We start from the raw sequence: 12,971 nt of genomic DNA on the forward strand, positions 1-12,971 counted from the left end.
AATCCCTTCGCTGCCATCCACCCGCTGAGGTAAAAGCTGCTCACCCCATGCTGCGCCATCGCCAAGTTGCAGAGAAATAAGCCGCTGGTTTTGTGAGAAAGCAGCGGCGAAGGAGGCGAGCAAATCATTTAGGTTCATAATGAATCAAGGGCTTACGCGAAGTTCACAATATTACACGAAACTTTACCCCTACATGCACATGTATTATTTATGCCTTACCCTAAAAATAAATAGCTCACCCTATTGATAAAAAAGGCACCAGATTTAGCGCCAAACAAAAACAACTTTTACAGGTAATCTTGCTCACAGATGGCATTATTCACCCAAAAAACCATCAGAAGAAGGCCGCATTTCCCGCCACAAAAGAGCACATCTGCAACACCACCCTGCCATCAAAAACCGATAGCCAATATCGCCCAAAGCGTAACTGCCGAGCCGACAAAGGCAATACCGTAGCAAAGCAGCCGCGCCACGGGGCCTGCGTGAATGCCGACATCATGCAGGCTATGAAAAATACGATGCACCGCATGCCATAAAAACAGCACGATAACCGCCAGAATCAAAGCCTTGCCCACAAGGTGCCGGGCAAAGTCCTGCATATTGGCGTAAGAAAACAGCCCGCCAGGCAGCAGGCCCAAAGGAGCGGCAAAGCTGGTGATCAAGACCAGCATGGCGCCAATCAGCGCAGCTAACATGCCGCCTGCACCAAAAAGCAGCCAAAAGATCGGCTCATTAGAGCGTTTTAAATTGGCTTTCATCACAATCCCCTTTGCATAAACCACAACACTGCAAACACCAGCGCACTCGCCCCCACAGCAGCAGCAATACCTGCCGCTGTGATGGTGGCTGCGGCGACTTTTTGCCCGCCGATTTTCATCGGAGGCAAGGTACGTGGCATGATTTTGAACCATGTGTAGCCGTGGTAAAGCATCGCGGCAAAGATGAGCAGATTGATGCTCAGCATCGGCCCGCTGGCCACAAAGGCCCGGTAGCTATTCCATGCCGCCTCGCCTTGTGTAAGGCAAATCAGCCCGGCGAGCAGCTCCAGAGCGTAAGCCAGCACAAACAAAGCCGTGCCTTCGTGCACCATATACTCAATAAAAAAAGGGTTGCGCTGCCACCAGCCGGCCATGGGGCGGATATAGGGTTTTCTGGCATTCATTTGCAGCCCTCTTTTTGATCGGGCGAGGGTAAAAAGCGAAAGAAAAAGTCGCGCGCGCTCGCCATCTTATTGATATTCACCGCATTGGCCGGATCGACCATTTTGGGGCAAACTTCGGAGCAATAACCCACGGCGGTGCAGTTAAATACGCCGACTTGCGAGTTAATCAAAGCCTTGCGTTCATCCGCCCCGCCATCTCTGGAGTCAAGGTTATAGCGCTGTAAAAGTGCAATTGCGCCGGGGCCGATAAAGTCGGGGTTCAGCCCCACCTGCGGGCAGGCGGCGTAGCACAGCATGCAGTTAATACAGCCTGCAAATTGCGAGTACACATCCATTTCGGCAGGCGTTTGTAAGTATTCGCCTTCCTGCAAAGACTTGGCTTCTTTTGGGATAAGGTAGGGCTTCACGCTTTCCAGCTTTTCAATAAAGCTGTCCATCACCACCACCAAATCTCGCTCGATCGGGAAATGCGCCAGCGCTTCGATTTTTACGCCCTTTGGGTAATCCCTCAGAAAGGTTTTACACGCCAAGGCGGGCTTACCATCCACCATCATGCCGCAGCTGCCGCAAATGGCTTGCCTGCAAGACCAGCGAAAGCTTAATGTGCCATCCAGCTCGCCCTTGATATAGTTCAGTGCAGCCAACAGGGATAAATCGTCAGCATAAGGGACCGCATAGTCCTGCCAGACCGGATGCTCGTCTTGCTCCGGGCGGTAGCGAAGGATGGATACGTTTACCTTGGTATTCATGCGTTTTTCTCCAACTTTTCGGCGGCGTCCCCTGCCGCGCCATAGGCACGCACTTTGGGTGCTGAGCGGGTGATTTTTACATCACCGTAAGTAAGTGTTGGTGCTGCGTTGCCCTGATAATGCGCCAGGGAATGCTTAAGGAAATTCACATCGTCTCGCTCTTCAAAGCCATCGAGGCGCTGATGCGCGCCACGCGATTCACGCCGGTGCAGTGCTGAGTGCGCCATGGCTTCGGCCACATCCAACTGATAGCCCAGCTCGATGGCCAGCAGCCATTCGCTATTCCAAACGGTGGATTTATCTTCAACACGGATATTTTTATAGCGCTGTTTCAGCCCGGCTAATTTGTGGCAAGTGGCTTGCATGCTGGCTTCCAGGCGATAAATACCGCAACCGTCTTCCATGGTTTGCGCCATTTCTCTGCGAATATCGGCCGCACGCTCGCTGCCCGCCTGCTGACGGATTTGCAGTGCGGGCAAGGCCGCAGCTTCGGCTAATTTCAATAGTGCATCGCTGTTTTTTGGCCCTGCATTTTTGGCATAGCGCGTGGCTGATTCGCCCGCCACTTTGCCAAACACCGACAACTCAGCAAGGGAATTTGAACCCAGACGATTTGCACCATGAATCCCCACGCTGGAGCATTCGCCCGCGGCAAACAGCCCAGGCAAAGATGCCGCACAGTGGATATCAACAGGAATGCCGCCCATGGTGTAATGCACCGCAGGGCGTACAGGAATCGGCTGGGTTACCGGGTCGATGTCCATAAATTCGCGGGCCAGCTCGCAAATTTGCGGTAGCCGCTCGTGCAGTGTTTTTGCGCCGAGGTGGCGTAAATCTAAATGCACTACTGCGCCGTAGCGGCCTTCAATGGTGCGGTTCTTTTGCATTTCATGCCAAAACGCTTGCGAGAGCCTGTCTCGCGGACCAAGCTCCATCGCCTTATTGCGTGGCTTATCTTCGGCAGGCCCCAGGCCATAATCTTGCAGATAGCGATAGCCATCTTTATTGACCAGTAAGCCGCCTTCACCACGGCAGGCCTCAGTAAACAGCAGGCCCGTGCCGGGCATACAGGTGGGGTGGTATTGCACGAATTCCATATCGCGCAGCGGCACGCCGTGACGGTAAGCCACCGCCATGCCGTCACCAGTGACAATCCCGCCATTGGTATTTTCGCGGAACACCCGCCCGGCACCGCCGGTAGCCATCACCACCGCGCCTGCCTCGATCAGGATAAATTCGCCGCTGGCAATTTCAATCGCCAGGATACCCTGCACGCAGCCATCGGCCACAATCAGATCAACCAAAAAATACTCATCAAAGCGCTTAATTGAAGGGTATTTCATTGAGGTTTGGAATAGCGTGTGCAGCATATGAAAGCCGGTTTTATCCGCAGCAAACCATGTACGCTCGATTTTCATGCCGCCAAAGGGGCGCACATTGATATGGCCGTCTTCCTTACGGCTCCACGGGCAGCCCCAATGCTCCAGCTGCACCATTTCACGCGTGCATTCGCCCACAAAATAGTCAACTACATCCTGCTCGCACAGCCAGTCACCGCCAGACACCGTGTCATTAAAATGGTGCTCCAGGCTGTCATGCGCCTGCACCACCCCAGCCGATCCGCCCTCTGCAGCCACTGTGTGGCTGCGCATTGGATAAACCTTAGACAACAGCACCACGGTTTGAGCCGGATCGGCCTCAGCCGCGGCAATGGCCGCCCGCAAACCCGCTCCTCCAGCCCCCACAATCACCACATCCGCTTTAAATACCCGCATACTTTGTTCGCTTACGCCATGCTTGGCGAGTCAAATCAGAAGCAATCAATGTAGGGCCATTTGCTTAAAGCTTGCTTGATCCTGGTCATCAGAGCGCGAAGTCGCAATTGTCATAAATGCGAAAGCAAGCTGGGATAATCCGGGGATGCAGCCGGCCATTGATGCGATACAAAGCCCGCTATCTGGCCAGTAAGTCCACCACAAATACAGGCATCACAGCGCACAATATGACTGGTGCAGTAAAATTGCCCTACCCTCAGCCCCGCTTGAAGCCTTAAAATTCTTTTACAAAAACTACAGCAAGCTTACTTCTGCGCTTTTAAAGATTGGATATTTAATGAAAAAGTATTTCATACTCGCCACCCTGCTCGCAGCGACCACCTTGGCAAACGCAGCCCCCACCCTTACGGGAAAAGCGCCTTTGGTGATTGGGCATCGTGGTGCTTCCGGCTATTTGCCTGACCATACGCTGGCAAGCTATCGCAAGGCCATTGAAATGGGCGCGGATTATATTGAGCCAGATTTAGTCTCAACTAAAGATGGCGTATTGATTGTGCGGCACGAAACCACGCTTAAAGACAGCAGCGATATTGCCTCCCGCCCCGAATTTGCAGCACGAAAGCGAAAATTTAAAATTGACGGCATCGAAAAAGAAGGCTGGTTTACTTTTGATTTGACGCTGGCAGAAATTAAAACACTGAGGGCCATTCAGCCCCGCGCTGACCGGCCTCAGGCGTATAACGGGCAATTTCAGATTGTAACCTTTGATGAGTTACTCACCTTGCGTGAGGAAAAATCTAAAGAAACAGGGCGTGAAATTGGCATCTATCCGGAAACCAAGCATTCCACCCTGCACCAGCAGCTGGGCTTACCCCTGGAAGAGAAGCTTGTTGCTGCGCTGGCTAAGCACGGCTTAAACCATAAGGATGCGCCTGTTTTTATTCAATCCTTTGAGACGCACAGCCTTAAAATATTACGCAAACTGACCCCGGTAAAGCTGGTGTTTTTAGTTGATGGCCACGATGTGCGCCCGGACGGCAGCATTGCTGCAAACCGGCCTTATGATTATGTAATCAGCGGCGACCCGCGCAGCTACGCCGATATGATGACGCCAGCAGGGCTGCATGAAATCAGGCAGTTTGCAGATGGCATTGGTCCGTGGAAAGCTTATTTAATCGGCTGGAAATACAAAACCGGAGCCGATGGCAAAATCATTGATTTAAATGGTGATAAAGAAACTGATCAGCGCGATGCGGTGCTCTTGCCGCCCTCAAATCTGGTGCATGAGGCGCATAAAGCCGGGCTGCTGGTTCACCCTTTTACTTTCCGAAATGAAGCAGGCCTTTTAGCGTCTGATTACAAAGGCAGGCCTGAAGCAGAATACCTTGCCTATTTTGCGCTTGGCGTGGATGGCGTGTTTTCTGATTTCAGCGATACGGCTGTTGCCGCCAGAAAACACTTTTTAACGCACTAAACAACGCCCGCCTGTGCTGCACCGCTTTAGCCTGAATAGTTTTGCCAGAAATTCTTCAAGGCTAAAGCCCTTACTCAAAACGCTGTCCGCTTATAAAAACAAAGCTTAAACCTGACATTTCCCCGCAGGTACAGACCTCCCTCATTGTGGATTTAAGCAATAGCCTCCTTTCACAAAAAACACAACACTGTTGCTTTGCGTTGTTTTTTGTTGATTTATTGTTTTTTAATAGGGATAAGCAATGAAGAAATGGTCTGTTGTAGCCATCATGATCGCAGCAAGCGGGGCCGGGCAAGCCTTCGCTGCACCAACATTAACGGGTAAAGCCCCCCTCGTGCTCGGGCATCGTGGCGCAGCCGGGTACTTGCCAGACCACACTCTGGCCGGATACAGCAAAGCCATTGAAATGGGCGCTGATTATATTGAGCCCGATTTGGTCTCAACTAAAGATGGGGTGCTGATCGTTCGTCACGAACCTAATATTAAAGACACCAGCGATATTGCATCGCACCCCGAATTTGCTGCGCGAAAACGTAAATTTAAAATTGACGGCGCAGAAGAGGAAGGCTGGTTTGTATTTGACTTTACGCTGGCCGAAATCAAAACACTGAGAGCGATTCAGCCGCGTGCGGATCGTTCTGCCGCCTATAACGGCCAGTTTGAAATTGTGACTTTTGATGAGGTGCTGGCCTTACGCGCCGCAAAATCAAAAGAAACGGGTCGTGAAATTGGCATTTACCCGGAGACCAAACACCCCACACTACATCAGCAGCTGGGCCTGCCGCTGGAAGAAAAACTGATTACAGCGCTTAAAAAATACAATCTGAATCACAAAGATGCCCCGGTTTTTATTCAGTCTTTTGAAACCAGCAATCTAAAAGCCCTGCGTAAGCTTACTCCGGTTAAGCTGGTGTTTTTAGTTGATGGCAACGAGGTGCGCGCTGACGGCAGCATTGATTCGGGCAAGCCTTACGATTTTGTAGTGAACGGTGATCCACGCAGCTTTGCCGATATGCTGACCCCGGCAGGCCTCAAAGAAATCAAGCAATTTGCAGATGGTATCGGCCCGTGGAAGCCTTATCTGATGAGCTGGAAATTTAAAACCGATACAGCAGGCAATAAAATAGATGTAAACGGCGATAAAGAAATTGATCAGCGCGATGCCAGCCTGCTGCCCCCATCCAGTGTGGTACAGGATGCGCACAAAGCGGGGTTGTTTGTGCACCCGTTTACTTTCCGCAATGAAGCTAAATTATTAGCATCAGATTTCAAAGGCAATCCGGAAGCGGAATACGAAGCTTACTTTGCCCTTGGCGTAGACGGCGTATTTTCAGACTTTAGCGATACAGCCCTTGCCGCCAGAAAACTCTTTTTAGCTAAGTAAATCAGGACATTTTTCAAAGCCTTGATCGTGGTTTAAGGGCCAGCCTCTGCCGTAAAACAAATCGATCAAGGCGCTTCCATGCTTTTAAAGCACAGCAAGAGCAGGCATTCGCTTTTTATCACGCTAAAGCCCCTCTGCAACAGAGTACAATCTGAGCTATGGTTTAATAAATTTATTCATGATTTAATGCTTGGTTGCCGGGGAGGAAATCACAATGAAATTTTTTAGTCGTGCAGACGTTCGGCAAGTAAATGCAAGAATGATGGCCCCTGATAGGAAAGCGGGGGCTGAGGGCCTGTCTGCCACCAGCCGTAAAATCATCCGTGAGACTTCGTTCTCGCGCAGCGAAATTAACTCCGCGTTCCGGCAAGCACGCCTGCGGACTGAGGGAGCAAAGTGAGCGGACAATACAGCGGTGTATACAAAGAACTCGTACAAGGCCCCGATGATGTTGTTGGGGCCTTAGCTTATGTGCTCTACAAACAACAAAAAATTGCGTTTATTGAAACAATCAACACCGACTTAAACCGGCCCCCCAGCGAAGATGAGCTGCGAAGCTTTCATACCTACACGCTTCTTCCTGAAACATTGCAGGGTTTTACCGACAGAGCCGAAGCACTTGCAGATCAGTTTCTTGAAATTGCTTTAGCCACCAAACTACAGCAGGCTGAAACCCTGCTCCGCCAATCAGTCACGGTTGAGGAAATCAAAAGAGCGGCATCAGATACCAGCAGAGAAGTCAGCAACGCAAAGCAGATCATCGAAACCAAACTGGATGCCGTCGCTTCAGAATTAAATGGCAAAAAGGGTTTCTGGGGATGGATGGGCGATGTAGGCGGCAATTTGGCCGTTAACTTTGGGACGATTTTACTGATCGGCATAATCATCATGGGCTATCAGGGGCTTGCAGGCTTTACGGCTCTGTTTGAAAAAGGCACCGGGGTCAGCGCGGTAAGCAATCCGCAACCCGAGGCCGGGCATGCATCAATGCCACTAGTGGCACCCTCTGAATCAGCGCCCAAGTAAGCCCGCATTAACAAAAGCGGCCCGTTTAAAAAAAACGAATTAAATATTTTTTAAAAAACAGCCTGTTTATTTTTATAAATTACAGCATAAAACGAGGCGACTAAGGCAATCAATATCTGTTTTACTGCCTTAGCCGCCTCAATATTCACCGCAGTTTAAGGTTTAATGCTATACAGCCACAAAGCTCCACGCCCTAGCCCGCCGCCCGCACAATCGCCATGCAATCGTCCAAAGTCAGCTTGCCACGCTCCCCAAGCGGAAAAGCCTTGTGCTTAGGCAGCAAATCACCAATGGCCCGCGCCACTTCATCCGCATTCAGCCCGTATGCAGCCAGGTGAGTGGGTAAACCCATACGTTCAAAAAAATCGACCGTGGCATTAATTGCGGCATTGGCCACTTCGCTGTCACTACCTGTAAATCCCCACACGCGGCGGCCGTACTGGGCAAGCTTGAGTAATTTATCGTCAAAGCAATAACGCAGTAAGCCCGGCAGCACCACTGCCAGCGTCTGGGCATGATCCATATTGTAGAGTGTAGTCAGCTCGTGGCCGATGGCATGGCTAACCCAATCCTGCGGCTGCCCAACGCCTGCCAGGCCAAACAACGCCTGATTTGCGCACCACATATAATTTGCCCGTGCGTCGATATCTTCAGGATTTGCCAGCGTCGTTGGCCCTACTTCGATCAAGGTCGATAAAATCCCCTCAGCCAATCGATCTTGCAGGCGCGCTTCGGCCGGGTAAGTCAGGTATTGCTCGGTGGTATGGATAAAGGCATCGACCACGCCATTGCTGATCTGGCGCGGTGGCAAGCTTTGCGTCAGCACCGGATCAAGCACGGCACAACGCGGGAATACCATGGCGTTTTTAAACGACATTTTATCTTGCGTAGCACGGCGGGAAATTACCGATGCAAAGTTACTCTCTGCCCCTGTTGCGGGTAAGGTCAGCACCACAGCAATTGGCAAGGCTCGCTTGATTGGCGTGCGATTACCCACAATCAGCCAGGGATCAATCTCCTTATCCAGCAATGCTGCAGCCGCAATAAACTTTGCCCCGTCAATCACCGAGCCACCGCCCACGGCCAGTACCCAATCCACTTCAGCTGCTTTGGCCTGAGCAACCGCCGGCATCAGCGTTTCGTACTCCGGGTTAGCTTCAACACCTGAAAATTCAATCATTTCGTGCTGGTGCAAAGCCGCGGTCACCTGCTGATAAACGCCGTTCTTCTTAATGCTTCCGCCGCCATAAACCAGCAGTACCCGGCTGCCTGCAGGAATCTCCACGGCCAGCTGCGACACCTGCCCCTGCCCAAAATGAATACGTGTGGGCGCGTAGAAACTAAAATTTTGCATCATTATTCTCCCAAGCCAAGTGCAAAGCTTACACCCACTCCAGAGGTTGGGGAGCAGATAAGCAGGAATGCCGCAAGCCCGGCACAGGCCATGGGTTTACAGCGCCCTCTTCTTTATTACAATGACATCAGCACGCAACATTTACAGATCTAAGCTATCGTCTCCAACTCACGAGCCCCAGCCATGACGACACATACCGTTGCCGACCATATCCGTAAAACAGAGCATGCCCGACTATCTGCGCTGGTTCAGGGCAATATCGAAGCGGCCAGCGCCTTGCACGCACCGGATTTTCAACTAATCACGCCGATTGGCGACACACTGAGTAAAGCCCAGTACTTAGGCGCAATTGCAGCAGGGCAGATCAAATATCTGAACTGGGAACCCGATTCAATCGACGTGCGCGTAGCAGGCACCGCGGCCATCATCCGCTACCGCTCAAATCTTTCTGTGGTTTTTGGCGGCTATAAGGTTCCACCCGCCCAATACTGGCATACCGATTTTTATGAGCTGCGGGATCACATCTGGCAGGTGGTCTGGTCTCAGGCCACCGAAATCCGCCCGGTCAGCTCAAGAGGCGAAGTGCTTACGGCCTGAGATCGCTGAGTGGCATGCATATTCAAACCACCCTAAGCTACGTAAACTGCCCGGCTTAGTAAAAATAAGGCTTGAACATGTCACTCAAAGCGACCTGGTATCAGGACAAGCTAAGGAAAAAAGCCAAACGCGGCTTTCAAGGCTATCCCATCGCAACAGTTACTTTTTATGGGCCTGACAATCAGCGGGCCAGCAAAGTTTCTGTGGGCATTCTTCAGGAAGAAGGCGGCAAAGTAACTGCGCTGGAACGCTGGCTGGATGAGGAAGGTGATATTCGCAAAAATGGAGCCGTTATCGCAGAAGTCCTGGCCTTCATCGCCCGTCACGATGCGTTCTCTGTAATCTCACCCGAGCGCATCTTAGGTTGTCCGCACGAAGAAGGCAGCGACTACCCCGCTGGCGAAAAATGCCCTGAGTGCGCTTATTGGAAAAACCGGGACCGGTTTACGGGTAAGTTGATTGCTTAAACAACATCAAAGGGAACACAAAGCGTGTTCCCCTTGGAACATATCACGCTTACAGATTGATAAAAACCATTCAAAAAATATAAACGAAGCCTGTAAAGACTTCTTAATCACATAAAATTCAGCCCGCCATGACAACGCTGAACTTGAAAAGTCTCTTGAGAAAAACCACGCTCAGTCATGCACCGATCAAAAAAGAGCCCTTCAGCATATTTTTTTGAACGTTGATTTAATTGCTCCCGCTCTTCGCCCAGACAATTTTCATAAAGCCTTGATCGAAATGCAATTAATTGAGGGCTTTGATTATCCAGGACCTTTCCTGAGCGGGAAACAAAAGTCATTTGTTCCTTGCTGTTTATCTCGGCACAAAGTTGTTCCTGTGTTTTTAAAGAATGTTTTTTCTCTTCTTGCACAGCAAGCTGCAGTGACTCGCTCTGGCATCGCTGCTCTGCTCTTGCTAAAGGCTCACTTGCACGCTCAGATACCCAGCGTGTTTCGTTAACCGTTGTTTGATAGCTGCAACACCCGGATATAAAAACAATACTTATAAACAATAGATATTTATACATTTCATTCCATAAAAAAATTCTAATCAAAATTTGATATTACCTGTTATAAGCCCATCTGCTTTTGCCTGATCGCAAGCAAGGCCTGGTTTCTGAGCGTTTTGAGCAGGTTTAACTCCTTACCCGCTATTTTTAAGTTTCCCGCCTTGGTTTTGTCGGCATAGAGCAGGCCAATTGTGCGTTTCTCCAGCACGAGAGGAAAAATAATAAAGGTTTGCGATGTCAGCGCACTGCGATACCAGCCCGGAATGCGGGTTTTGATTGAATCCACATTGATATCTTCAATAAAAATATCTGCGTTTCTTTCCAGCGCCACCTGAAAAACATCCACTGCCTTATCTAAATCAATCTGAAAACGCGGAATAATTTCATTGATATCCGTACCAAAACCAAAGCGCCCCACAATCTGATTTTTTTTAGGATCACGCGTCGCAATCAAAACATGCTCAAAACCCATACTCCGATACATGGTTTCTAAAATCATTCTGAGTAAATCATTTAATTTAAAACTCGTTACCAGCGTATTTGTAATATCCTGCACCCCCGCCGATAAAGATTCCGCCGCGGGCCGTATGGATTCATCCGGCATCAGCGTTTCTGCATTTGAATCAAACTGGCCGGTATGTAATTGCGCTCTTTCTAAAGTATCTGCCTGCTGCGGCGCATTCATTTTATTAGTCAGCACACCCGTTAATACGCGCAGCTGATTGGCGAAATCACTTTGCTGTGTATCTACCCCCAGTATTCCTAAATACCCAAGATAAGCCGATGCCGAATCCTTCAGTAAATCGCCCAGTTCACGCGCACTCCAGGCATAGGCGGGCCTGATCCTTTTTTCAACTTCTTGCAGGCCGCGCTCTGCGGCAGAAGGGGGTAAATGAATTAAAGGCACAAGTGCCGCGCCAACATTGGCAAATAAGCGCAGCCGGTCGGTTTGATTTTGCGGTGGCTTTACCGGCCCGTCCGGCAGATGACGCATACTGACCAGCATACGTTCAGGAAAATTCCAGCTTTGTGCCACGCCCATGCCCAGCTCTCTGAAACTTAAACCCAGCACCTGCACCGAAGCGTTTTCTTCATTGCCACCTGCCTGCACACGTTTATTAATTTCAATATTTTCTTCGTGAAAATAATAAACCGTCAGCAGCTTACCCAGCGCCGTAAACATGCCGCAAATAAGGGCTTCTTCCACATCGCGCGCGCCGCTTTTTTTACCCAGCTCCCGCGATAACACGCCGCCAAAAAAAGCGCTCAGCACCGCATCCTTCAGCGTAATGGCCTGTGCCTTATTGTGCATATGCTCAAACAGCAGCAGCGTAATCGCTAAATTACGAATGGCATCAAAGCCCAGAATTACAATCGCCCTGGAAATAGTGCTGATGGTGCCGCCAAAATGCCCAAAGCTGGCAGAGTTCACAATCCTGAGCAATTTATTGGTCAGCGAAAAGTCCTGCAAAATCACTTCAGATAAAACCTGTAAGCGCTCTGCATCGCCCTCGTTAATTTTATTGATGGCCGTTACGGCTTGCGATAAGGCAGGGAAATCAGCGGTGTGGCGCATACGCCTGAGCAGAAAATCCAGCGTGCTGTTGCCACTGCCCTCGCCGCCTTCCTGCTGATTTTGCCCGCCCTGCCATTCACGCAGCGCCAGCAGCATCTCCCTAGCATCGTGATAGCGCTCTTGCGGATTTTTAAACAGGGCCACCATCACCAGGTGATCCAGCTTTTCATCCACGCTGTCTTTCAGGCTGGATGGCGGCACAAACGGCTCGTTGGCCACGCGGTGCAAAATGGTATAAACCGATTCCCCTTCGGCGGCCGGTCTGCCCGTCAGCATCTGGTACAGCGTCATCCCCACCGCAAACACATCGGCTTCGGCATCCACCGGCAAATTCTGCATCATCTCCGGCGCCATATAGCCCGCAGTACCAATCATCTCGCCCGGCTCTTTATTACCACGCCTGGCGGCAATCCCAAAATCCATCAGTCTTGGGCGGTTCAGCTCGTCGAGCATTACATTGTGCGGCTTGATATCACGGTGAATCAGCCCTTCGGCATGGGCATAGGCCAGGCCTTCCAGCACACCACAGATAATTTCCACAGCCCGCACAGGCTGCATAGCCCCCTCTTCAGCCAGAAGCTGAGCCAGTGTCCGGCCATTAACATACTCAAACACCAGACAGGGATGACCATTACTAATCAGGGTATCGTAAAGCGCAACAATATTGGGGTGCTGCAAGCGGCTGACTATTTTAGCTTCATCAATACTTTTAGCAGAATGGCTGTGCAACACTTTAATCGCAACCAGTCTGTCCAACTGCGTATCATTCGCAAGAAACACCAAGCCCTGCGCACCTTGCCCCAGCTCTTTAACGACTTTAAACCGGCCCCCTCCAAATTCTTTCATAACGACGCTTTCC

13 protein-coding genes are annotated in these 12,971 nt (G+C 50.6%); 6 read left to right on the forward strand and 7 right to left on the reverse strand.

Annotated elements, in window-relative coordinates:
• Positions 1-392 precede the first annotated feature (392 nt).
• The 4 genes from frdD to frdA are packed head-to-tail and all read right to left on the reverse strand — an operon-like array spanning position 393 to position 3,686.
• Positions 393-758, reverse strand: coding sequence for a fumarate reductase subunit FrdD (frdD, locus tag HA050_RS15290; protein WP_166827938.1), 366 nt, complete (start codon positions 756-758; stop codon positions 393-395).
• Positions 758-1,162 (reverse strand): fumarate reductase subunit C, encoded by a 405-nt coding sequence (locus HA050_RS15295; protein ID WP_166827941.1) that lies wholly within the window; start codon positions 1,160-1,162, stop codon positions 758-760. The genes frdD and HA050_RS15295 overlap by 1 nt, the downstream gene beginning before the upstream one ends.
• Complete coding sequence (locus tag HA050_RS15300) at positions 1,159-1,911, reverse strand: succinate dehydrogenase/fumarate reductase iron-sulfur subunit (protein ID WP_166827943.1); 753 nt, start codon at positions 1,909-1,911, stop codon at positions 1,159-1,161. The genes HA050_RS15295 and HA050_RS15300 overlap by 4 nt, the downstream gene beginning before the upstream one ends.
• Complete coding sequence (gene frdA / locus HA050_RS15305) at positions 1,908-3,686, reverse strand: fumarate reductase (quinol) flavoprotein subunit (RefSeq protein WP_166827945.1); 1,779 nt, start codon at positions 3,684-3,686, stop codon at positions 1,908-1,910. The genes HA050_RS15300 and frdA overlap by 4 nt, the downstream gene beginning before the upstream one ends.
• 337 nt (positions 3,687-4,023) lie before the next feature.
• Here frdA and HA050_RS15310 point away from each other — a divergent pair, with 337 nt between their 5' ends.
• From HA050_RS15310 to HA050_RS15325, 4 genes are all read left to right on the forward strand, one after another.
• Complete coding sequence (locus HA050_RS15310; protein WP_166827948.1) at positions 4,024-5,160, forward strand: glycerophosphodiester phosphodiesterase; 1,137 nt, start codon at positions 4,024-4,026, stop codon at positions 5,158-5,160.
• Between the two features lie 241 nt (positions 5,161-5,401).
• Entirely contained in the window at positions 5,402-6,544 is a 1,143-nt protein-coding gene (locus tag HA050_RS15315; protein WP_166827950.1) for a glycerophosphodiester phosphodiesterase, read from the forward strand.
• A 214-nt stretch (positions 6,545-6,758) separates the two neighbouring features.
• On the forward strand, positions 6,759-6,944 hold the full coding sequence (locus HA050_RS15320) for a hypothetical protein (protein WP_099399540.1): 186 nt from the start codon (positions 6,759-6,761) through the stop codon (positions 6,942-6,944).
• Positions 6,941-7,570 carry a hypothetical protein gene (locus HA050_RS15325; RefSeq protein WP_166827953.1) on the forward strand — a complete coding sequence of 210 codons (630 nt, stop codon included), beginning with the start codon at positions 6,941-6,943 and terminating at the stop codon, positions 7,568-7,570. The genes HA050_RS15320 and HA050_RS15325 overlap by 4 nt, the downstream gene beginning before the upstream one ends.
• 193 nt (positions 7,571-7,763) lie before the next feature.
• Here HA050_RS15325 and HA050_RS15330 read toward each other — a convergent pair whose 3' ends face one another.
• Positions 7,764-8,927 carry an iron-containing alcohol dehydrogenase gene (locus tag HA050_RS15330; RefSeq protein WP_240929092.1) on the reverse strand — a complete coding sequence of 388 codons (1,164 nt, stop codon included), beginning with the start codon at positions 8,925-8,927 and terminating at the stop codon, positions 7,764-7,766.
• Positions 8,928-9,107: 180 nt separating this feature from the next.
• Here HA050_RS15330 and HA050_RS15335 point away from each other — a divergent pair, with 180 nt between their 5' ends.
• Both HA050_RS15335 and HA050_RS15340 read left to right on the forward strand, forming a co-directional pair.
• Complete coding sequence (locus HA050_RS15335; RefSeq protein WP_166827958.1) at positions 9,108-9,521, forward strand: nuclear transport factor 2 family protein; 414 nt, start codon at positions 9,108-9,110, stop codon at positions 9,519-9,521.
• Between the two features lie 77 nt (positions 9,522-9,598).
• Entirely contained in the window at positions 9,599-9,988 is a 390-nt protein-coding gene (locus HA050_RS15340) for a hypothetical protein (RefSeq protein WP_166827960.1), read from the forward strand.
• A gap of 107 nt (positions 9,989-10,095) precedes the next feature.
• Here HA050_RS15340 and HA050_RS15345 read toward each other — a convergent pair whose 3' ends face one another.
• Positions 10,096-10,554, reverse strand: a complete 459-nt coding sequence (locus HA050_RS15345; protein WP_166827962.1) for a hypothetical protein — start codon at positions 10,552-10,554, stop codon at positions 10,096-10,098.
• A 43-nt stretch (positions 10,555-10,597) separates the two neighbouring features.
• Positions 10,598-12,958 carry a serine/threonine protein kinase gene (locus tag HA050_RS15350; protein WP_166827965.1) on the reverse strand — a complete coding sequence of 787 codons (2,361 nt, stop codon included), beginning with the start codon at positions 12,956-12,958 and terminating at the stop codon, positions 10,598-10,600.
• Positions 12,959-12,971: the final 13 nt, after the last annotated feature.

Origin of the sequence: Iodobacter violaceini (assembly GCF_011601265.1) — a bacterium.
GTDB lineage: Bacteria > Pseudomonadota > Gammaproteobacteria > Burkholderiales > Chitinibacteraceae > Iodobacter > Iodobacter violaceini.